This window comes from Olegusella sp. (assembly GCF_057238325.1).
This window is the reverse complement of the sequence record NZ_DBHHGF010000013.1, coordinates 33,610-54,151: the sequence shown is the minus strand read 5'-3', so window position 1 is coordinate 54,151 and position 20,542 is coordinate 33,610. Positions and strand designations below refer to the sequence as shown.

25 protein-coding genes and 2 pseudogenes are annotated in these 20,542 nt (G+C 47.5%); 22 read left to right on the top strand and 5 right to left on the bottom strand.

The window, feature by feature from the left end; all coding sequences use genetic code 11:
• Positions 1-87 precede the first annotated feature (87 nt).
• From essC to ACO5JD_RS08555, 11 genes are read left to right on the top strand one after another with little or no spacing between them, the layout of a single operon-like run.
• Complete coding sequence (gene essC, locus ACO5JD_RS08605; protein ID WP_484989176.1) at positions 88-4,716, top strand: type VII secretion protein EssC; 4,629 nt, start codon at positions 88-90, stop codon at positions 4,714-4,716.
• Positions 4,717-4,763: 47 nt separating this feature from the next.
• Positions 4,764-5,912: an FHA domain-containing protein gene (locus ACO5JD_RS08600; RefSeq protein ID WP_484989174.1), complete on the top strand. Its 1,149-nt coding sequence runs from the start codon at positions 4,764-4,766 to the stop codon at positions 5,910-5,912.
• A 53-nt stretch (positions 5,913-5,965) separates the two neighbouring features.
• Positions 5,966-6,319 carry a DUF4176 domain-containing protein gene (locus tag ACO5JD_RS08595; protein ID WP_484989172.1) on the top strand — a complete coding sequence of 118 codons (354 nt, stop codon included), beginning with the start codon at positions 5,966-5,968 and terminating at the stop codon, positions 6,317-6,319.
• A 43-nt stretch (positions 6,320-6,362) separates the two neighbouring features.
• Positions 6,363-6,650, top strand: a complete 288-nt coding sequence (locus tag ACO5JD_RS08590) for a WXG100 family type VII secretion target (RefSeq protein ID WP_484989170.1) — start codon at positions 6,363-6,365, stop codon at positions 6,648-6,650.
• Between the two features lie 58 nt (positions 6,651-6,708).
• Positions 6,709-7,290 (top strand): hypothetical protein, encoded by a 582-nt coding sequence (locus tag ACO5JD_RS08585; protein ID WP_484989168.1) that lies wholly within the window; start codon positions 6,709-6,711, stop codon positions 7,288-7,290.
• A gap of 35 nt (positions 7,291-7,325) precedes the next feature.
• On the top strand, positions 7,326-8,216 hold the full coding sequence (locus ACO5JD_RS08580; RefSeq protein ID WP_484989166.1) for a hypothetical protein: 891 nt from the start codon (positions 7,326-7,328) through the stop codon (positions 8,214-8,216).
• 57 nt (positions 8,217-8,273) lie between these two features.
• The gene (locus tag ACO5JD_RS08575) at positions 8,274-9,248 is read left to right on the top strand and encodes a hypothetical protein (RefSeq protein ID WP_484989164.1); all 975 of its coding nucleotides are present in this window, start codon (positions 8,274-8,276) and stop codon (positions 9,246-9,248) included.
• Positions 9,249-9,262: 14 nt separating this feature from the next.
• Positions 9,263-9,739, top strand: a complete 477-nt coding sequence (locus tag ACO5JD_RS08570; RefSeq protein ID WP_484989162.1) for a hypothetical protein — start codon at positions 9,263-9,265, stop codon at positions 9,737-9,739.
• Between the two features lie 8 nt (positions 9,740-9,747).
• Positions 9,748-10,113, top strand: a complete 366-nt coding sequence (locus ACO5JD_RS08565) for a DUF4176 domain-containing protein (RefSeq protein ID WP_484989160.1) — start codon at positions 9,748-9,750, stop codon at positions 10,111-10,113.
• Entirely contained in the window at positions 10,113-10,394 is a 282-nt protein-coding gene (locus tag ACO5JD_RS08560; protein WP_484989158.1) for a hypothetical protein, read from the top strand. Before ACO5JD_RS08565 ends, ACO5JD_RS08560 begins: the two co-directional genes overlap by 1 nt.
• Positions 10,395-10,422: 28 nt before the next feature.
• Positions 10,423-10,686, top strand: a complete 264-nt coding sequence (locus tag ACO5JD_RS08555; RefSeq protein ID WP_484989156.1) for a hypothetical protein — start codon at positions 10,423-10,425, stop codon at positions 10,684-10,686.
• Between the two features lie 59 nt (positions 10,687-10,745).
• On the opposite strand, the gene ACO5JD_RS08550 is transcribed toward ACO5JD_RS08555, so the two are convergent.
• Genes ACO5JD_RS08550 through ACO5JD_RS08535 form a run of 4 tightly spaced genes read right to left on the bottom strand, consistent with a single transcriptional unit; the run spans position 10,746 to position 12,740 of the window.
• Entirely contained in the window at positions 10,746-11,690 is a 945-nt protein-coding gene (locus tag ACO5JD_RS08550; RefSeq protein WP_484989154.1) for a hypothetical protein, read from the bottom strand.
• Entirely contained in the window at positions 11,684-12,028 is a 345-nt protein-coding gene (locus tag ACO5JD_RS08545) for a hypothetical protein (RefSeq protein ID WP_484989152.1), read from the bottom strand. The genes ACO5JD_RS08550 and ACO5JD_RS08545 overlap by 7 nt, the downstream gene beginning before the upstream one ends.
• 9 nt (positions 12,029-12,037) lie before the next feature.
• On the bottom strand, positions 12,038-12,316 hold the full coding sequence (locus ACO5JD_RS08540) for a hypothetical protein (RefSeq protein ID WP_484989150.1): 279 nt from the start codon (positions 12,314-12,316) through the stop codon (positions 12,038-12,040).
• Between the two features lie 46 nt (positions 12,317-12,362).
• The gene (locus tag ACO5JD_RS08535; protein WP_484989148.1) at positions 12,363-12,740 is read right to left on the bottom strand and encodes a hypothetical protein; all 378 of its coding nucleotides are present in this window, start codon (positions 12,738-12,740) and stop codon (positions 12,363-12,365) included.
• 611 nt (positions 12,741-13,351) lie between these two features.
• Here ACO5JD_RS08535 and ACO5JD_RS08530 point away from each other — a divergent pair.
• Together ACO5JD_RS08530 and map are read left to right on the top strand one after the other, a co-directional pair.
• Positions 13,352-13,978, top strand: coding sequence for an adenylate kinase (locus tag ACO5JD_RS08530; RefSeq protein WP_484989146.1), 627 nt, complete (start codon positions 13,352-13,354; stop codon positions 13,976-13,978).
• Positions 13,975-14,754: pseudogene (map, locus tag ACO5JD_RS08525) on the top strand (type I methionyl aminopeptidase); the annotation flags it as partial. The gene ACO5JD_RS08530 and the pseudogene map, both read left to right, overlap by 4 nt.
• 399 nt (positions 14,755-15,153) lie before the next feature.
• On the opposite strand, the gene ACO5JD_RS08520 reads toward map, so the two are convergent.
• The gene (locus ACO5JD_RS08520) at positions 15,154-15,405 is read right to left on the bottom strand and encodes a hypothetical protein (protein ID WP_484989144.1); all 252 of its coding nucleotides are present in this window, start codon (positions 15,403-15,405) and stop codon (positions 15,154-15,156) included.
• Between the two features lie 443 nt (positions 15,406-15,848).
• Here ACO5JD_RS08520 and infA point away from each other — a divergent pair, with 443 nt between their 5' ends.
• From infA to ACO5JD_RS08475, 9 genes and pseudogenes are all read left to right on the top strand, one after another.
• The gene (gene infA / locus ACO5JD_RS08515) at positions 15,849-16,067 is read left to right on the top strand and encodes a translation initiation factor IF-1 (RefSeq protein ID WP_035438975.1); all 219 of its coding nucleotides are present in this window, start codon (positions 15,849-15,851) and stop codon (positions 16,065-16,067) included.
• Positions 16,068-16,198: 131 nt separating this feature from the next.
• Positions 16,199-16,312: a 50S ribosomal protein L36 gene (gene rpmJ, locus ACO5JD_RS08510; protein ID WP_021626867.1), complete on the top strand. Its 114-nt coding sequence runs from the start codon at positions 16,199-16,201 to the stop codon at positions 16,310-16,312.
• A gap of 12 nt (positions 16,313-16,324) precedes the next feature.
• Positions 16,325-16,696 carry a 30S ribosomal protein S13 gene (gene rpsM, locus ACO5JD_RS08505; protein WP_021626866.1) on the top strand — a complete coding sequence of 124 codons (372 nt, stop codon included), beginning with the start codon at positions 16,325-16,327 and terminating at the stop codon, positions 16,694-16,696.
• 3 nt (positions 16,697-16,699) lie between these two features.
• Complete coding sequence (gene rpsK, locus ACO5JD_RS08500; RefSeq protein WP_021626865.1) at positions 16,700-17,101, top strand: 30S ribosomal protein S11; 402 nt, start codon at positions 16,700-16,702, stop codon at positions 17,099-17,101.
• Positions 17,102-17,119: 18 nt separating this feature from the next.
• The gene (gene rpsD / locus ACO5JD_RS08495) at positions 17,120-17,725 is read left to right on the top strand and encodes a 30S ribosomal protein S4 (RefSeq protein WP_021626864.1); all 606 of its coding nucleotides are present in this window, start codon (positions 17,120-17,122) and stop codon (positions 17,723-17,725) included.
• Positions 17,726-17,748: 23 nt separating this feature from the next.
• On the top strand, positions 17,749-18,690 hold the full coding sequence (locus ACO5JD_RS08490) for a DNA-directed RNA polymerase subunit alpha (RefSeq protein WP_484989142.1): 942 nt from the start codon (positions 17,749-17,751) through the stop codon (positions 18,688-18,690).
• A gap of 32 nt (positions 18,691-18,722) precedes the next feature.
• Entirely contained in the window at positions 18,723-19,199 is a 477-nt protein-coding gene (gene rplQ, locus ACO5JD_RS08485) for a 50S ribosomal protein L17 (RefSeq protein WP_021626862.1), read from the top strand.
• Positions 19,200-19,297: 98 nt separating this feature from the next.
• Complete coding sequence (truA, locus tag ACO5JD_RS08480) at positions 19,298-20,116, top strand: tRNA pseudouridine(38-40) synthase TruA (protein ID WP_484989140.1); 819 nt, start codon at positions 19,298-19,300, stop codon at positions 20,114-20,116.
• 76 nt (positions 20,117-20,192) lie between these two features.
• Positions 20,193-20,542 (top strand): annotated as a pseudogene (locus ACO5JD_RS08475) (hypothetical protein); the annotation flags it as partial.

The window sequence follows — 20,542 nt, the reverse complement described above, 5'->3', positions numbered from 1 at the left end:
GGGTCTATAGACGTTAAGTCGTCCTCTTTGAGTACATGAGCCAAAGCCGCCGCTCTGTGTAGGCGGCGGCTTTTCTAAGGGGATAGTATGCCTAATCTACTGCTTACATTGATGCTAGGTGGTCATTCAGAGACCTATTCGATACAGACTGAGTCTCAGTCGGTATTAATGTTGGGTTCCCCTGTAAGCATGGCAGCAGTTGAGGTTTCTGAGGGCGGAGTCCAGCTTCGGGCGACTCATGGTTATACGATTTTCCCTGCCGAAGGGGAACCCGTAGCAAAGGTGGCACTACGGCAAGATGCAGAGGCCATTTTTGCTTTGGGATCCACACAAGACCAAATCCCTTTACCTGTGTGTGAACAACAGCTTGGAGCGGTGCTATATAGCAGACCTTCAAGTCAAGGCTCTCGACAGTATAAAAAGCTTGGCTTTTCTGTTGATGCTGATGTGTTGATTGGGCGTTCACCCACAGCACATTGGCACTATGACAGTCATTATGTGTCAAGCAGTCACGCTCGGCTTACCCTTGTTGGAGAAGATTTTTCGATAACAGATCTTGGCAGCGCAAATGGCACTTTCGTAAATGGTGAGATACTTACCCCACATGTCAGTTCAAGCTTGGCTTATGGGGACGTAGTCACTATCCTTGATTTAACTTTTATGGTTGGACATCGTTTTATTGCGCTTAACCAGCCTATTGGATTTAGGTGTGGGGAAATTGTCGGCGCGCGTTTTATTGACCATGAAACATTCAAGGAACTTTGTCCTCCAGCAAGTGAAACCTCAGATGAACTTCCACTTTTCTTCCCTGCGCCTCGCCTTGCCCATACAATTCATAGCAAAACTTTCCAAATTGATGATCCGCCTGCGATGAAAAAGCCTGATAACCGACCTGCCATCATGCAAATAGGTCCTTCTTTCATGATGGGTATTGCGTCGGTTTTTTCAGCTGCTACTGCAATCCAGCGCCTCTCCCAAGGCGGAGACGTTATGAGCTGTTTACCCTCTTTAGCAATGTGTGTCGCTATGCTTTCAGGTATGGTTATCTGGCCTCTGATTTCGCAGCATTACACTAAGCGCCGTGATGCGGAAGAAGAGCGGCGTAGGCAAGCGCGCTATACAGATTATCTTAATGGTATGGAAGCACGTTTCCGTAAAGAATGCGATACTCAAGCGGAAATTCTTCGTATTGGCCGTACAAGCGTTACTGATCTTGAACAAAGAGCCGAGATACTTTCGCCGAGTCTTATGAATCGCAGTGCGTATCACGATGACTTTATGGAGCTTCGTGTAGGCGTAGGATCTTGTGCTCTTAAAGCAGATTTCCACTGGCCTCAGCAACGTTTTTCGTTGGATAATGACAAACTTCTTGATAATGTTGAGATGCTTGCAAAGAATCCTCCTAAAGTAATAGATGTGCCCCTAGCCTTTAATCCAGTTCAACATTTTATTGCTGGCATTCTTGGTCCGCGCTCGGATGTTTGGTCATTTGCTCGCGGCCTTGTGATTCAAGCTTGCTCTTTTTATGGCTACCAGGATGTCAAACTTGTGCTTATTGCTGACAAGAAAGAGGAAGCGGAGTGGTCATTTATGCGGGCGCTGCCGCACTTGTTTGACGACCTAGGTCAACGCCGCTTTTTGGCCTGTGATTATGACGGTTTGGCAGAGCTGTCGATGCAGTTAGAACGTGTGCTTGAACAGAGACTTGATATCAAGATGGATAAAGTAGGAGATTACGGCTCCTACTATCTCATTTTTTGTGCAAACAAGAGGCTCGCAGAGCGTTCAGATACCATTGACCGACTCACTAGCTTACGCACTAACAAGGGTTTCTCTCTGATTTTCTTTGGAGAGGAACTTAAGGATCTTCCTCGCGAGTGTGATTATGTTATTGATCTCTCTTACCAAGGGATCCTCAGTACTATTGAAGGCTCTACGCAAATTCTTGGCGATACTGTAAAAGATGGCTCCGCCCATATGTTTGACCGCGGCGATGTGGCCGGATCCATTGTATCGTTTAACCCTGATAGCATGGTTTCGCGTGAGAGTGCTCATACATTTGCGCTTAATCTTTCTCGTGTACATCTTGATATGCCCTCAGCCCACAACAAGATGCCGAGTTCATTAGGCTTTCTTGAAATGTTTGAAGTGGGCAATGTTGCTCAATTAAATATTGCAAAGCGCTGGGCGGAAGGTGATGCTTCGCGTACGCTGCAAACTCCTGTGGGTAGAGATGCTCAAGCAGAACTTTCGTTGCTTAACCTTCATGAGAATGTTCACGGGCCTCATGGTCTCATTGCAGGTACAACAGGTTCAGGTAAATCAGAGTTTCTTATTACCTACATTTTGTCTATGTGCGTGAACTATTCGCCCGATCAAGTTGCCTTTGTTCTTATTGATTACAAAGGAGGAGGACTTGCAGGAGCTTTTGAGAATGAGCGTCTCTCGCTTCCTCATCTTGCAGGTATGCTGACAAACCTTGATGGGGCAACGATTTCTCGATCACTCATTTCCATAAAAAGTGAGCTTAAACGGCGTCAAGCAATCCTAGCTGAAGCGTGTAAGATCACGGGTGAAGCAACGATGGATATTTATAAGTATCTACGCTATTACCAAGCTGGTACGCTACTTGAAGCTCTGCCGCATCTTTTTATCGTTGCCGATGAGTTTGCGGAACTCAAACAGCAAGAACCAGAGTTTATGGATGAACTTATATCAGCGGCGCGCATTGGTCGTTCGCTGGGGGTTCACTTAATTTTGGCAACACAAAAACCTACAGGGGTTGTAAATGATCAGATTTGGTCAAACTCTCGCTTTAAGGTATGTCTCAAAGTTGCTGATGCTGCCGATTCAAAAGAAATGATTCGTCGTCCCGATGCCGCTGAAATCAAGGAGCCTGGTCGCTTTTATTTACTCGTTGGCTATGATGAATTATTCACAGGCGGACAGGCATCGTATGCAGGAGGATCTTATGCTCCGACAGAGGAATTTGAGCCTAAGCGTGATGATGCGGTAGAGCTTGTAGATGATACGGCAGATATAATCACCTCACTTCGTCCTCCACGAAAGACTGCCGCACAAGATACATCTGAACTTAACGCAATTCTTGCACAGATAAGTGCAACCGCGCATTCACAGGCTAAGGCTGCACGTCATCTTTGGCTCGAGGTTCTTCCCTCTCATATCTCCCTTGCCTCACTGCGTGAGCGTTATTGTTTTAAGCCACATGCTGAGAGCATTCTTGTTGCTTTAGGTGAGGTAGATGACCCTGAGCATCAGAGTCAGTTCCTCTATACGGTCGAACTTGCACACTGCGGAAACATTCTTTTTTATGGTTCTCAGAATTCTGGTGTTGATGGACTTGTTTCTACGCTGCTCTATTCATTGACGCAAGATTATTCAGCAAATCAAGTTTCTTATTATGTTATCGATTTAGGAACGGGATCACTTTCGCCTTATGCAGCAGCACCTCAGTGTGGTGGTGTTGTGCTTGCAGGTGATACCGAACGTGTTGACAACCTATTTCGTCTGCTGCAGCACGAAATCGAGACTAGGCGCAAACTACTTTCATCAGAGGGCTGCAATTTTAAAGAATACAACAGTTCACATCCAGATAAGACACTTGGCAATATCGTTGTTGCCCTAGCAAACCTCGCTGCCTTCTATGATCTTTATCCTAGCTATGAAGAGACGCTCGTAATGCTGACACGAGATGCGCCTCGATATGGTATTTACTTTGCTATGAGTGCTTCTTCTGCAAGTGTTCCTCGTATGCGCCTACGTGCCAATATCGCTACTCACATCATCTGTTCTCTCAATGACGAGAGTGACCTTATTACTATTTTAGGCAGAAAACCCAGTACGATTGTGCCTCGCCAAGACAAGCGAGGGTATGTCACGATTGGCAAGTCAAGCTATGAGTTTCAAGGCGCTTCAGTGGGTGAGGCTGGTCAGACCGAAGCTTCACTCATTTCTCAACTTGCTCGGCGGGTAACTACTGCAAGCAGCGAACAAGCCCATCCCATTCCTGCATTACCTTCAGTAGTTCATCATCATGATATGGATCTTTTGCCAATTGCAGGAAATAATCTGCCTGTTGGTTTCAATCGTCAGACAGTTGAGTCAGTTTCTGTTTCACTTACCTCTCATCCCACAATGCTCATCCTAGGTAATGATATGAATTCTATTGCGCGTTATTTGCGAGGAATTCGAGAGTGCCTTGAGATTGCAGATGAGGACTATCTCTTTATCGACTCTGGATTGTACTTAGGCGTGCTTCATGATAGGCGCGTACTCCAAGAGCAGGATGATATCTCTCTTGCTCTTACGGCAATTGCTGCAGGTCGTAAGACAGTTTCACTTTTGGTTTTTAGCAGTATTATCGAGACACTTGCTGCATTGCCTGATGAGCCTGGGAGGCTTTTTAAGACTTATATCGAAAAAGAACAGGGTAGAGGCATAACAAGTATTGTGGCCGCTACTGAATTCTGGCGTGGAAAATCGCTGTATGACCTCTGGTATAAGGTGCTGACAGCGCATGGGAATGGTGTGTGGGTTGGCAGTGGGTTTAGCGAGCAGACATTCTTCCGCTTTCCTCGTATGCTAAGTGAATATCGTATGCCAGCTCGTCGAGATGATGGCTTTCTTGCACTGCGTGGAGATGTCATACCAGTTCGCCTTGTTTCTTCGAGTGATGAGCTAAAGGATGACGAATAATGAAGATTTCTGGGCGCAGGGACTGGAGAAGTGGAGCAAGGACTCTTGTGATTGTTGCGGGCAAGCACGAGAATTTTGAATATGCTCAAGCAGAGTGGCTAAAAAATGCACAGGAAGAATTTCTTCTGCCCTTTACCTATGATTCTGCTGCAGAAAATCCCCAGTTTTATTATGACCTTACTGAAGTTACAAAGCTAAAACGCTACCTTAAGGCACGGATTACAGCGTCTCAATATGCAGATATGTTGAGTCGTATTTATTCGGCATTAGCTATGTGTACGCGGCTTAGATACCCTACCTCTTCGTTGCGCTTTGAGGTCGATCATGTTTATGTGGATGTACAAGGTGGATTGAGATTTGCGTTTGTGCCGCTCTCAGATGTCCGTGAAGACAAAGCGAATTCAGCACGTCAGCTTATTAGTTTTCTGAGCAGCGGCAGCAATCTTCATCTGACCCTTGAGGAAGATGAGCGCCATCGCATCGCGACGCTCGATTTTATCCGACGTACGCCGGTTCTTTCCCTCAATACTCTTGCTGAATTTCTGGATCATGAATTCGGCATTGTAGTAAATGATGTTACGAATACCGCTTCTTCATCACGCTCCACTTCAGATGAGTTTGGTGACCCAATCTATGGCCATGGAGCTGTACAGGCAGCGACTCCAGCATCATTTGATATGGTTGGAATGCTTACACACCGCAACTCTTCGTCAGAAATAGTTGCGAAGCAAAGTGTTGCAGAGCGCACTTTGGATGAAGTGGCTGGAATATCGCCCACCTCGGCCGACCGTGTTCAAGCCAAAGAAGCTTCAAAAGCAGAAAAAAATGAAACAGTATTTTTTGGCAGTCCAACGTCTCCATATGTTGTCAAACATAGCTCTGCTTCAAAATCAAATCAAACGGTATTTCTCGAACGCCATCGTGATGGTATGCGTTGGCCTCTTGATTTAACAAAACCAGTCATTGTCGGCAGGTCAAAGACCTGTGATATTTCGCTTGAGGACAATCATCATATTAGTCGTCAGCATGTGCGTCTTTCAGCACGAGAGGATGGAAACGGTTTTCTTATAACTGACTTGAGATCTGCGAATGGTACGATCGTGGCAGGTCGAAAGCTTGCTCCTGGTGCGTGTGCATCAGTAATGATGGGTGAGACGTTCATGCTTGCGGATGAGGTGGTTCAAATAGTGAAGTAGGCATACGAGCTATAGATTGCTGACAAGTATAAAGGCGTTGAAATGGAACAGATATGACATCTAAAGATAATGTACCGGACGATTTAAGAACAAATGACAGTAACAACCCAGCTGAATTTCCTTTTCTTCCCATTGGCTCTGTTGTGGAACTTGAGGGAGGAGAGCATCCCGTTATGGTTGCGGGCGTTATGGTGCGTGACGCTATAAGTGGCAAGCTTTGGGATTATGTAGGATACCCATACCCTGAGGGGCGAGGAGGAGATTCTATGGATCATTTTTTTGACAACGAGATGATCGCCAACGTACTCCAGATGGGATTTATGGATCAACAAGCAATCGGCTTTCAGGTATGGCTCAACATGCGAAACGAGGAGTATCGCGAGGCTCGCGCACAGCAAAATCAGTAGGAAATGGTCCATTTTTAGTGCGCCTATACAGAAGGGCAGAGAAATGGCAGATAAGATTTATGTAAACCAACAGTCAGCTCTCAGTTCTGCCGATGAGTTTGATGGTATCTCCAAAGACTATGAATCCATAAAAAACGGTGTAGCAGCGATGGAAAGCGATGTTTTTGGTGATTGGCAAGGAGAAGCCGCAAGTGCAGCGCATGAACTTTTTAAGCGCATGGATGAATGCGTTAATCAATTGGGCGATGAAGTGCAAGTACACGCTGGGCTCATCAAAAAGGCTGTTGCTACTTACGAAGAAACTGATAATGAAATTGCCCAAAGTTATTAGCACTATACAAGAATGTCTTGGCTAAGAGCTGTTTGTTGAAGCGCCAATGGAGGTTTACATGTCAGTACTTAAGTACGACGTAGTGCAGCTAGAGGATGCGAAAGCTGAATTTAAGGGTGTAAACTCAGCCCTTGGTGATGCAATTAGTAAAACTGTAGAGGCAAATACCTCTTTTATATCCATACAGATGGGCGCCTGGGCAAATGAGGAGGCCGCTGCTTGTGTAGCTGTTGAAACCGATGCCCGCATCTTTAAAGAGGCAATGGAAAGTCTAAAAACAAAATTTGACAGCTTGGTAGATGATGCAAAGGCTGTGCGTAATAAAAGAGATAGTCTTGTTGAAGAGATGGGAACTTCTGCACCGAATCCAAATAAGGTTACGTGCGACACTGGTGGCACCATTACTGCTGTGTGTAGCGAGGCCATCCAGCCTTTGAATGCTTTAGAGAAGAGTGCACAAACAGCACAAAAATCTCTCAACGGTCTCAGAGATTCTTCGACTATCTCTTTAGCGATTGAGAATGTTAGCGCTAACGTTAGAACAGAGCGTATTAAAACTAATGCTATCTCAACTCAATGGTCCGCTCTCCAAAGTGCTGCACAAGATTTTGAGAGTACTTATTCGAGTGCTGATGGGTAAATTCGCTCAGAGCAAAAAACTTTATCACAGAGGATATGTGTGCTGATGCACAGAAGGGAATGGAAGAGGCTTATAAAGACCTACCTGCTCTGGCAGTAAAAGAGAAGTCAAGTAAATGGTTTGACTTTATTGATAGATTCGGCTCAACGGCACAGTCACTTATTGAATGCTCTGATAAAACCAACCTTACCGGATGGCGATCGCTGTCACTCTTTTTCTCGTACCTTGGTTCAACAAGCAAAGCCCAAGGTATAAGAAAGTTTTTGTCAGGGTTTCTTTCAAAGGAGCCGTTCAACAATAGGTTTTGTACGGGACTTGCGCTCGACTTGTCAGGATCTTTAACTTTTGATTCCCTGAAAGGCTCAGGCTATTTGAAAAAACTCCTTATTGAGGAGAGCTTCACTAAACCTTTTGTAGCATGGAAAGACATAAAAGAAGGCGTGAATTTATTAAAAAATCCAAATGCTGCTGGAGGTGATTTGAACAGACTTGGCAAGATTTCAGGATTAGCTAAGTATGGACCAGGGGCAGCGAAGCTTTTGAAAGGCGGACTCAGGGCTGTTGGCTTTATATCAGACGGTGTCTCCCTTTACGATACCTTTGCCAAATCTAAAGCTGCCTACGTGACCACGAAAGGCGACCACGCGCAAAAGAAGGCTGCAGCCGTTGTTGAGGCAGGAGAAGGCCTTGTGAGGTTTGGCGTTGGAAAGGCAGTTGGCGTTGCTATAGGAACATGTCTCGGAGGGCCAGTAGGCACGGTTATAGGTCTTGGCATTGGGTGGGGTGTAGATAAACTACTCGATTTTGCCAAAGATAGGTTTGATGAAAGTGATGCAAAGAAAAGTCTTATTAATTGGGTTGGCAAGCAGATGCGCGGCGGAAAAGAAATGTCGTCGTCCCACAGAGATGCATTTGCCTCAGGTTAGATAGGTAAGGATTTCGGCTTATATACCACAAGTAGCTACTAAAGGAGTTGCAGATAGATGTTCTTTAAAAAGAAGATGACCCTAGAAGTTCCCACATCGGTAGAGCAGCTTCGGCTTTCTAGTGAAGACCTATTTTGCTTGCTTGGTGGTGAAGATACAACACTTACTGCCACCAGTTCATTCGAACTTAATTACGATTACATCGAGAAAAAAAGACCCCAAGACGATATATGGAAGCAAAACCTCATTAATCGCTTTAAAGATTCGGGCTGGGTAGATGCTGAGGGTAAACCTAATGCTTTGTTAGAGCGCACCCTTGCTCCTTTATGTAGCTGTGGTCTTGCAACTTGCATCATTAATAGTCTCGGAAGACCTTATGTGGGTGTGGGGATTTTAGACAATCAAGCCACAGGCATAGTGAGAGCTTCTGGTTTTCGTGGAGGCTGGTTCCTTAAACCTTTTCCTGAAAATCGTTCAGCTTGGTCTCGATTCTTCTTAGATGATTTGCTCGAAGGGAAATATCCTTTTAAACCAGCAGCATTTGATGCTCATGTTGCCTATGTTGAGCAGTCTGAAGACGATATTTGTGAAGCAATGTCTGCAAAGAAAAAGAAATATATTGCCGAATATGCAAAGCGTTATGGGCTTCTCATAGAACCCTTCATGCAGATAATGAAAATCGGTCGTAAAACAGCTGATTACGAAGCTGTTACTGTTGACTATTCAAACTGTGAGCCTGATATGAGTCGAGGGTTTCGCTATTTTGCATCCACGAGAGGCAATGTTCAAGAGCGGCGAAGTATGGTATTTTCTTCCCTCGGAGCTACAATTTCCGATTGCGATGCGCGGCATGGAGATATGCCGGATGACTGGCAACTTACCCACGAAAATTTTACGAAATACCGTGCCGAAGCCTCATTTATCTCCTTTGATTTCAATAAATCTGGTGACTTATTTGAGACTCTTGCGCAAACTTTTTCTTATCCAGAAGATCCCGTTGTCATTTTTCATGATTCTGTGCATGCACTCTAGATGGGGGGTAAGGAATGAGTTTATCAAGCCTCTATAGTAATCTCCACTACTATAACGAACGTGCGGGCTATTGGCAGAGGAGTGTAAATACCTATTCCGCCCAGATTACAGACCTTAGCAATAAGATTTCTGACCGCGAACAGCAGCTGGCCTTAGCTCGTGGAGCACGTAATAGCTGTGATGATATGCACAATGTCAACAATGATGTTAAAGAGAGCTTTGAAAGTTTGGGCATGAGTGCTACTGCTGCCTTAGAGATTGATAGCTGCAAGGCAGCTGCTCAAAAAATTGTCGATGGTAATGATGGAGACATTGATAATGCGGTTAGCGCTTGTGATAGCTTGATTCAAAAGTTGCAAGATGAGATCAGTGACTTGAAGCATCTATACAACACGGCGATGCAGAACAAAGATTATGCTCAAAGACGTGCTGCTACCTTTCAAGGTTATGCACGTAGTACTCGGCAAGAAATTAAAAACTATAGAGATTAGGAAATCCTATGTTGACAACAAATGAATGGCTGCCCATTGGATCCGTTGTTCATATAACAGGGCGTGTGGATTACACCACTATTGTTGGCTATATGCAGCAAGACGCGGAGACTGGCGTGCTGTGGGACTATGTTGGCTTCGAGCATCCTGCAGGTTTTTTGGAACCTGGGCATGACATGCTTTTTGATCGAGATTCTATCGATGCGGTTTTGTATGTGGGGTATCAGAGTTTTGACGGTGAGCGTATGAAAGATGCGCTTATTGCGACTGAAGAAAGCAGCTTTGCTCAGGCAAAACGAGAGTCTCGTGAAGCATTAGGAACAAAGAATTTAGAATTTAATGATGAAGCCGCAGCAGCAAAAAAGGAGGAGTAATGATGCGAGGCAAAATACTCCTTTCCATCAAGCTTCCGGCCACGCAAAAAAGCTATGAGTTTCGGGCTCCTTTGGATTTGACTGTCGAGCAGACTGCTCGTCTTGCATCGACGATACTCTCTCAGCGTGAACCCGCTCGTTACAGTGCATCTGACGAAGTAGATCTCATGCTTTGTGGTAATGGAGCAGGTGCAGGAGGGCAACTGAACCCGAATGAGACGTTGAGGGCTTTAGCAGAGCAGGGAGTGCTTGTAAACGGTAGTCCTCTAGCCCTTGTATAAGGAGTATAAGGAGTATAAGGAGCGATTTATGTTAAATTTCAAAACAGTTCTTCTCATTATTCTGGGCACTATTGTCGGCACCATTCTCTTGATAGTACTCGGTGCATTTGTGATAGGTAATCTAGCGGCGTATTCTGCCGAAAAAGATGAGCAGCGGCAGGCTGCAGAACGCAGTATGCAGGCTGACAATCTTTCCCAAACAGATATGGTTGATACTATGGAGTGTCCTTACTGCGGCAAGACGATTAATGCTACAACCAAAAAGTGTCCTTGGTGTGATTCTAGTATTTAAACCCTGGCTGATATATAAGCGTATTGAGTTGTGCTAACTCTTCTGGGGTAAGAGATATATCAATCTACCCCCGATACTACTCCAGCATTTCTCCAGCTGTAGTTATCATCCAATGCAGCTTGGGAAGCCCACTCCTTGGTGAATGTTTGTCCTTGAGGAACATCAGGGATAAGAAGGTTTGACCAACTAATTTGTAGTCCTAGCTTTTTGAGCTTTGCCTCAAAGGCCTGAGACCTACTCTTAAATTGGGACTCTGAAAGTCCGCAGTCAGGGGAGAAATACACCCAAGCGTAGCCATCAATATACGGCCCCAGTTCTTCTAGAGTCATATTCGGTGAGAGAATAATTTCGCCGTCTGCAGCTCTAAGATTGAATTGAGACTCTTCATAAGGCTGATTAGCCATCCCTACCTTACACACCCAGCTACCATGAGGAAGGTCTCCCATTACCTCTTCTACTACCTTAGATACCTTCTCTTCATACTGCTCATGCAAAAGATAGCAGAGGTAGTTATCTGCCCAGTGAACGCCACTCCCATCACGCGCTCCATAAGGCCAGTAGGTACAAGTAACAGTTTCTCCTTGATAAGGACCATCTACTACCTTTAAGACTACTTCTTCAGGATCTTTCATAAAGCCTGTTTGGTAGTAGAGATGCTGTGCTTCAAAGGTCACGCCGTAGCGTTGTGCAAGATGATCTTCTACAGCTTCTGCAAAGCGAATATTAGATTTAGTTCTTGTGGAATACCACTGCCCTGACTTAAGAAAGTCAATAACCTCAAGAGGAGCACCCATGCGTGTGGCCGTGCGTATATCACGCTCACTAATCTTATCGCTTGTATCAATGGGTACTTCTTTCATGGTTTCTACCTTCTGACTTGTATTTGGGACACTACCTGTAGAAGTATCAGAGTGAGGCACTGACATACAGCCTGTAGTACTAAGCGCCAAGCAAAGAACAACAGAGCCTACGAGTGCAATCACATGTTTTGATGTAATTACCACGAACTACCTCCGTTGTTAGCTGGGGGATAAGGAGATGCTGAGAATCCTTCGCTGAGCTTTGCGATTTCGGTTGCCCTTCTAAAATCAGCGTCAATGTATGCAGCACGAGCTTTCTCTACAGCATTGGCAAATGTTGTAATTTTTGCTGAAAAGTCGTGCGCGAAACCATTTACCGCTTTGACAGTATTTGCGAGGGCTTCCACACCTTCTCCGCTTGAGGATGAGTATGAGAAAGAATCATCTGTAAGATCATTTACCTCTTGTGCAAGCTGACGAAGATGGTTGATTACTTTTTCGATATCGGAGGGAGCAATCGTTATTTGTCCTTTGATTTTCATGAGCACTCCCTAATCGAAATCAGCATCATCTTTATCAAGATTAGAAATAAAAGTATCTGTATTTGAAATTGTTGGAGAAATGGCGTCAGTAATTTTTTGAACGACACTAATCAACTCAGCCTGTTCAGTCTGAATCGCTGAATTGAATTTATCAGACTGAATGCCTGTGGCAGCGAGTATTTGCATAGTTCCAATAAGATCTTGGGAAATTCGGTTAATAGCATTAACCTTGTAGTTAACAAGAGATGCCCCATAGGCAAGGTCGCTATCAGAAATTTTAAATCCCACGAAGTTCCTCCTTTGCTTAGGGCGCATTACGGCTAATTATGAATATCTAGCTTTGGAGCTGGATACGATGGCGACGCGCTTCTGCCTCTGCTTCTTGCCGAGCCCGCTCGGCGCGAAGGCGAGCTTGTTCTGCGGCAACCTGATGTTTGATGCAGGCAAGCTGGGCTTGCTCGCGCTTTAATTCTTGTTCTGCTTTGTTAACAGCAGATTTTATTTGCAGGTTTACCTCATTAAATTCGTGAGACATGGCTGTTTTTAAATCATTGTTTAAATATCCAGCAGTGTATTCTGCATAACGACGTGCAGTGCGGTTATCTAACAAATCTGCGGCACTTTTTGCAATTGAAATTTTGTGATCAAGCTGATCATGGAAATGGTTGGAAGATAGGGTGACTTCAGCTTGAAAATTTGCAAGGTCATCCAAGACTCGCTGTAGTTCGGCAATGCGAGAGTGACATGTGGCTTCTTCGGAATGGAGTTGAGATATGCTTGGCATTGCTTCTCCTACAGAATTCATAAATTATCTTGGTGCATGCAAAAAATCTAATACGATGGTGCCTGTTTGCTATAGCCTACTTGGATAGAGGTAGTGATATCAAGCCTGTTTTAGGGGGTATCTTGCTATATGTACACAATAAGGCTATGAATGGTAAGAGAGTATGTTTGCAATAAATGAAATATGTTGTCGATGACACTGATTGCATGAGTTTTTAAATAAAGAAGATCTTCAGATAGATACTAGGTAGTGACGGTCAAGAGGAATATTAAAGGCTGACTATAGGGTTATGTTTGTAGATCTTCTTCTTGGGCAAGGTAGGATTTTATGAGTACATGGGCATTAACAAAATAGCGATCTTTTTTAATTTCGCTGCAGTTTGGTGAGGCATAGGCTTCTTGTTGGTAACTGTTGGGACTTGTGTATCCAAAAAGCCTTGCTGCGGATTGTCTTTCGTAGGGCTGTTTCGTGGATAATAGAAACGTATCTGTCCTTGGATATGTATCTGTTTTTGTTGGATGTCAAAGAAAGAGGCATGTATGAACATTGTCTTGTTAGGTGCGCCAGGAGCAGGAAAAGGCACGCAAGCTCAGAAGCTCGTTGCTGATTTTGGTGTTGCCCACATCTCTACAGGAGATCTTCTTCGCAATGCAGTAAAAGCAGAGTCCGAGCTGGGCTTGCAGGCAAAGTCTTATATGGATGCTGGTCAGCTCGTGCCCGATAGTCTTGTTATTGATTTGGTCAAAGAGCGTCTCGCCGAACCCGATGCGCAAAAAGGCTGGATTCTTGATGGCTTCCCCCGCAACACTGCTCAGGCTGAGGTGCTGGATGCCGAGCTTGCAAAGATGGGTATTGCGCTTGATGGAGCCCTGCTTGTCGACGTGGCCTTTGATGTTATTGTCAAGCGCCTTTCTTCTCGCCGTACCTGCCGTAGCTGCAGCTATACTGCTGGTCCCGAAGTCGACCTGTGCCCTCGCTGTGGCGGCGAGATGTATCAGCGCGATGATGACAAACCCGAGACTATCCAAAAGCGTCTAGACACTTACCAGTCTCAGACTGCTCCTCTTATTGAGTATTACGAAAAGCAGAACAAGCTTCTTAAGGTCGATGGAGATCGTCCCGTAGATGAGGTCTATGTCGATACGAAAGCACAGCTTGGCCTATGATCCATATCAAAGGACCCGATGAAATCCAGCAGATGCGCGCGGCGGGAGCTATTTCCAAGGCAGCGCTGCGTATAGCGGGCACCATGGCAATTCCCGGTGTGACAACCGCGGCGATTGACCGTGCCGTTGAAGATTATATTTGGGCACAAGGAGCCAAGCCGAGCTTTAAGGGTTATGGTGGTTTTCCAGGCAGTATTTGCGCGTCTCCTAATGCTCAGATTGTCCACGGCATTCCCAATGAGAATACTGTGTTGCAAGCAGGTGACATTCTCTCCATTGATACGGGTGCTACCAAGGATGGCTGGGTAGGAGATAATGCTTGGACTTTTTTGGTGGGTGAGGTTACCCCTGAAGTTCAGGGCCTTTGCGAGATTACGCGCGATTGCCTGATGGCAGGTATCGAACAAGCGGTGCCGGGCAATCACCTAGGCGATATTGGTTATGCGGTGCAACACCTTGCTGAGACACATGGCTATGGCGTGGTGCGTGAGTATGTTGGCCACGGTGTAGGCCACAAAATGCATGAGGACCCAAACGTTCCCAATTATGGTCGTCCTGGTTGCGGCATCAAGCTCCAGGTAGGGATGGTTATTGCGATTGAGCCAATGATTACCCTCGGTAGTTATGATACGCGTACGTGGTCTAATGGTTGGACGGTTCAGACAGCTGATGGTCTTGCTGCGGCGCATTATGAGAATACTGTTGCGATTACTGCAGATGGCCCTCTAATTTTGACGGCTGATGAGCTGGGACCATGGTGTTCCATGCATGGCGGTCTTGAACCCGAAGCAGAATCAGTCTGTGATACCGAGGGGCCCAAGCAAGAAGTGCCGCAGGAATCTTTGGCTGAGTTAGATGATTCTTCGGATGACAGTTCGGCCGATAGCACTGCCGTTCTTCATATTTAGCTAGGCGCTACATATTTTTGTTAGGCCTACATTTTTTCTCAAACCCAGCTCCAGATCTATCGAGCTGGGTTTTGTGTATTAGCTAACTAAGGGCGCGTGACTACCTCGCGTGCTAACTAACTACCCAGCACTGCCCGCGAGCATACAAATGGCGCAGCTACACTTGCCAAAAGCCACACTCTGTTTCAGATTGCACGGCTCTGCTTGTCAAACGCCACCGATTCTTTCAAGCAACACGGCCCCGTTTACCAAACGCCACATACTCTTTCAATCAGCACGTCCCTGCTTGCCAAAAGCCACGGATTCTTTCAGTTGGAGCAGCCCTGCTTGCCAAAAGCCACGTTCTGTTTCAGAAAAAATGTCAAAAGCCACATTCTGTTTCAAAGGACCTGACGTTTGCGCAGGTAAATTTTTTGTGCATGAAGAGATATGTGGCTTTTGGCTAAAAAAGTGAAGTAGAACGTGGCTTTTGACACCCAGGGTGAAATGAAGTGTGGCTTTTGACACCTGGCGTGCCATAAGGCGGTCTACTATCACGGACGCGCACTTCTTTTGCATGTCCAACTGCAGGTGTGTGGTCACCACTACCTGTTGCAACCTGAGGTTGAGACACCAGGTCATCTACATGCAGATTTGTAGGATATTAGCAGGTAGGTAGCTTGCAAATTTTGCTGTTGCAACCTGAGGTTGCAACAGATTATGGCTGGGGTTGGGTTAGATGTGGTGAAGAGGCTGAGGTCGGGGAGTGGGTATGAGATATGAAAAGCCGGGCGTGAAGATTGCCCACAAAAAGACCTGAAAACAGGGAGCTTGCGAATAGTTTGTGAAATTCGAGCAAGACTTTACAGAACAGAGGGGGATAGCTCGACTTTAGTTGCCTAGGCGATTATTATTGACTATCGCTGTCATTGTGCGATTTTACTCTGGCAGTAGTGAGATTTGGCGAGGAGAGAGCAGGACAGGTGAGCAAGCAAAGCGCAATCGAGCTAGAAGGCAAGGTCATTGAGCCGTTGCCGAATGCAATGTTTAACGTCGAGCTCGAGAACGGCAAGACCATTCTGTGCACCATCTCAGGCAAGATTAGGATGAACTACATCCGCATCCTGCCCGGCGACCGTGTTGTCGTCGAGATTTCTCCCTACGATCTCACAAAGGGACGCATTACCTACCGTTACAAGTAGGCAGTGTGTTCGGGCGGACGTCTTGGTTCACCACAGCCAAGGCCAAGCCATGCAAGGACACAGCCGGGAATTCACGCCAGCGGCTGGGCGATGACATAGTTCGGACCGGCACTACCGGAAGGAAAGACAAAATGAAGGTACGTCCTTCGGTCAAGAAGATGTGCGACAAGTGCAAAATTGTACGCCGCCATGGCAAGGTTTTTGTAATCTGCGAAAACCCTCGTCACAAGCAGCGTCAGGGCTAAGGGGGCAACAAGTTGGCACGTATTAACGGCGTCGACCTGCCGCGTGACAAGCGCGTTGAGGTTGGCCTCACCTACCTTTATGGCATCGGCCAGACTAGCGCCACCAAAATCTGCGAGGCCTGCGAGATCTCCAAGGAGACTCGTGTCAAGGACCTTACAGAGGACGAGGTGACCAAGATCCGCGATTATATCGATGCAAACTTTACGACGGAGGGTGACCTTCGCCGTGAGCGTCGTACGAATATCGCCCGTCTGATGGAGATTGGCTGCTACAAGGGCCTGCGTCACCGCAAGGGCCTTCCTGTAAACGGCCAGCGCACCCACACCAACGCACGCACTCGAAAGGGTCCGCGTCGTCAGGTCGGTGGAAAGAAGAGGGGATAACGCATGCCGCAGAAGAAGAACGTTCGCAACACGCGCGTGCGTCGTGCGGACCGCAAGAACATTGCAGTAGGCCAGGCACACATTAGGTCTACCTTTAACAATACGATCATCTCGATTACCGACGCACAGGGCAACGTAATTGCTTGGCAGTCTGGTGGCACCGTCGGCTTTAAGGGCTCTCGTAAGTCCACGCCGTTTGCAGCACAGGTGGCAGCAGAGGCTTGTGCCAAGGCAGCTATGGAGCACGGCCTGCGTAAGGTTACCGTTTTTGTGAAGGGCCCTGGTTCTGGTCGTGAGACCGCCGTTCGCAGCCTTCAGGCTGCAGGTCTTGAGGTCTCTGGTATCCAGGACAAGACTCCCATCCCCCACAACGGTTGCCGTCCTCGCAAGCGTCGCCGCAACTAATCAGGAAGGACAGACAAAATGGCAGTTGATAGGACTCCTGTCCTCAAGAGGTGCCGCGCGCTCGACATCGATCCCGCGGTGATGGGTTATAACAAGAAGTCTCACCGTGAGCCCAAGCAGTCTCGCCGCCAGCCGTCTGAGTACGGCCAGCAGCTCCGCGAGAAGCAGAAGGCAAAGTTTATCTACGGTGTTCTTGAGAAGCAGTTCCGTAGTTATTACACTCGCGCAATCCGCGTTGAGGGCATTACCGGCGACAACCTGATGGCACTCCTCGAGAGCCGTCTGGACAACGTTGTCTTCCGCCTTGGCTTTGCTCGTACGCGTCGTGAGGCTCGTCAGACCGTCCGTCACGGTCATATTATCGTGAACGGCAAGCGTGTCGATATTCCTTCTTATCAGGTCAAGACTGGCGATGTTGTCGCAGTCGCTCCTGAGTACAAGGATCTCCTCCCCATCAAGGAGGCAGTCATCGCTTCTGAGCACATGACTGTTCCCGCCTGGCTGGAGGTTGACATCGAGAAGCTGTCTGGCACCGTTCTTCAGGTCCCGACTCGCGATCAGATTGACCTCGTCAATGACGAGACAATTGACCCGCAGCAGATCGTCAACCTGTACTCCCGTTAAACCGGTAAGTCAGGAGGATTTACATGTCCGAGTTCATTCGGCCAGAAGTTTCGGTGGAAGAGATCAGTGAGAACATCGCACGTGTCAGCGCAGAGCCGCTGGAGCGCGGTTATGGCGATACGCTGGGCAACTCGCTTCGTCGTGTGCTGCTTTCCTCTCTCGAGGGCGCAGCTGTCGAGGCAATCAAAATCGATGGTGTCCAGCATGAGTTCACCACGGTGCCTGGCGTCTATGAGGATGTCACCGATATCGTTCTTAACGTCAAGGGTCTTGTGTTCCGTGCAAATGGCACTGGCGATGAGGCTGTTGCCACCATCAACGTTGACGGTCCCATGACCGTCACTGGCGGGGATTTCCAGATTCCTGCTGAGTTTGATTTGGTCAACAAGAGCCAGGTTATTTGCCACCTCGGCGAGGGCCAGCACCTTACGATGTCTATGCGCATCGCTTGTGGTCGTGGCTATATGTCGGGCGATGACAACGATCACGACAACCCCATTGGTGTTATCGCGATTGACTCTCTGTATTCGCCTGTTCGTCGTTGTGCCAAGGTTGTTACCCCGTGTCGCGTTGGTCAGCATACCGACTATGACCGCCTCGTGCTTGAGGTGGAGACCGATGGCTCGATCTCCCCGCGCGATGCAGTTGTCGAGGCCGCCAACATCATCAATCAGCATATGGCTGCGTTCATGACGCTGACCGATGAAGAGGAGCCTGTTGAGGACACCTCCATCTTTGCGACGGGCGAAGAGGAAGAGGACAACACCGATCTCGATAGGGCAATTGAGAGCCTGCAGCTATCCGTGCGCTCTTACAACTGCCTCAAGCGTGCTGGTATTCACTCTGTGCGCCAGCTTGTCGAGTTCTCTGAGAACGACCTGCTCAACATTCGCAACTTCGGCGTCAAGTCCATCGAGGAAGTCAAAGACAAGCTCGAGGATATGGGCCTGGGACTTAAGGCCTAGTCGTCCGTACCTTTTAGAGGAGTAGCAAGACCATGAGACACAATAAAAAGAAGGGCATGAAGCTCGGCACCGATGCGAGCCACACCAAGGCAATGAAGAAGAGCCTTGTTTGCGCCCTGCTTTCTAACGATCGTATTAAGACTCTGGATCAGCGCGCCAAGGCTATCCGTCCTGAGGTCGACAAGATCATTACTTGGGCAAAGCGTGGTGACGTTGCAGCTCGTCGTTTGGCTATTGCCAAGCTGGGCGACAAGAACGTTGTTGCCGAGGTCTTTGACCGCGCAGCTCAGGGCCAGTGGGATGGTCGCAATGGTGGCTATACCCGCATTATGAAGCTCGGCCCTCGCAAGGGCGACGGCGCTGAGATTGTCATCATCGAGCTCGTTACCGAGCCTGTTGCCTCCAAGGCTGCAGCTAAGGTTACCAAGGTTGTTGAGCCCGCTCCTGCCAAGGAAGAGGCTCCTGAGACTGAGGTCGCTGCTGAGGAGACCACCGAGGCAGCTGAGTAAAGCTCTAGCTTTATGTATGTTCAAAGGGGTCTGGACTAGTGCCAGGCCCCTTTTTCCATCTGGATATACTAGACTACTGCAAGAATAAAAGGTGGGCTATGAGTGAGGCAGCGGGAACCATAGTTGTACGCCTAGGCTATAGAGGAACAGACTTTGCCGGTTTTGCCGAGCAACCAGGACAGCGTACTGTTGCAGGTGAGTTGCGGCGTGCTCTTGAAACTGCTCTACGGCGTCCAGTCGAGCTTGAATGTGCAGGCCGTACGGATGCAGGTGTGCATGCACAGGCGCAGCATGTGAGTTTTTCGGCTGATGCCGAAGAGCTTAAACGACAGGGAAGACGCCTTGAAGCATCGCTTGTAGCTTTAACTCCAGACGATATTTCTATTGCAGGGCTCTATCAGGCACCAGCGAGTTTCTCGGCTCGTTTTGATGCCATAGAGCGGCACTATCGCTATCGAATTGTCGTGGGCAATGCGCGCCCCGTATTGTCATGGGGACATGCGTGGTGGTTGCGTAGCGCGCGCACTCTTAATGTGGAGCAGATGAATACTGCGGCCACAGCATTGCTTGGCGAGCATGATTTTCGAAGTTTTTGTAAGGCAAGCTCCGTTGCTCTTCTTGATGGAGCAGGACGTTCTACCTCACGTTGTGTAATAAAGCTTGAAGTATCACAACTGGAAGAGGCGGGTGAGCAGTTAGTTGTTGTGGACGTTGCGGGTAATGCTTTTTTGCACAATATGGTGCGCATAATTACAGGCTCTTTGGTGGAAGTGGGACGCGGACATCGTGAGCCTGATTGGCTTGCTAGAGCCCTGCAAGCGCGCAACCGCAGCGCAGCGGGCCCTACAGCACCTGCAGAAGGGCTCTGCTTTGCCGCAGTGGATTATCCCTGTGGTGTGCTGAAACCCTGGGATTAAGAATCGTTAGACATCCTGCAAGGTCGGCTATACTCTGTCAAGAGAAACTGCACGCTATGAAGGCGAGGAGATTTTTATGCTGCACAAGCGCGAACGCTTTGAGCGCACAGATGTACCTCGTAGTGATAGGGCTGGCTTGATTTTGGCTTGTGCTGCGGGCGCATTTGTGTTGATTGGTCTTGTTATCTCGCTGCGCTGGAGCTGGGTGATGGCACATCGCGATGCCAACCTGGGTGACAGAACCCTCAAAACATCTATCAAGGCACAAGGCGAAGTTGCAGCACCCAAGGGCTATAAAGCTTCCAGCGACATCTTTACCAATGTGGTGATTTTCTCGGTTGACAATCCCAATGCAGCAAAACCCAAATTACATGCAATTCAGCTGCTATCGATTAATGTGAGCAAGGGTACAGGTAGTTTGGTGAG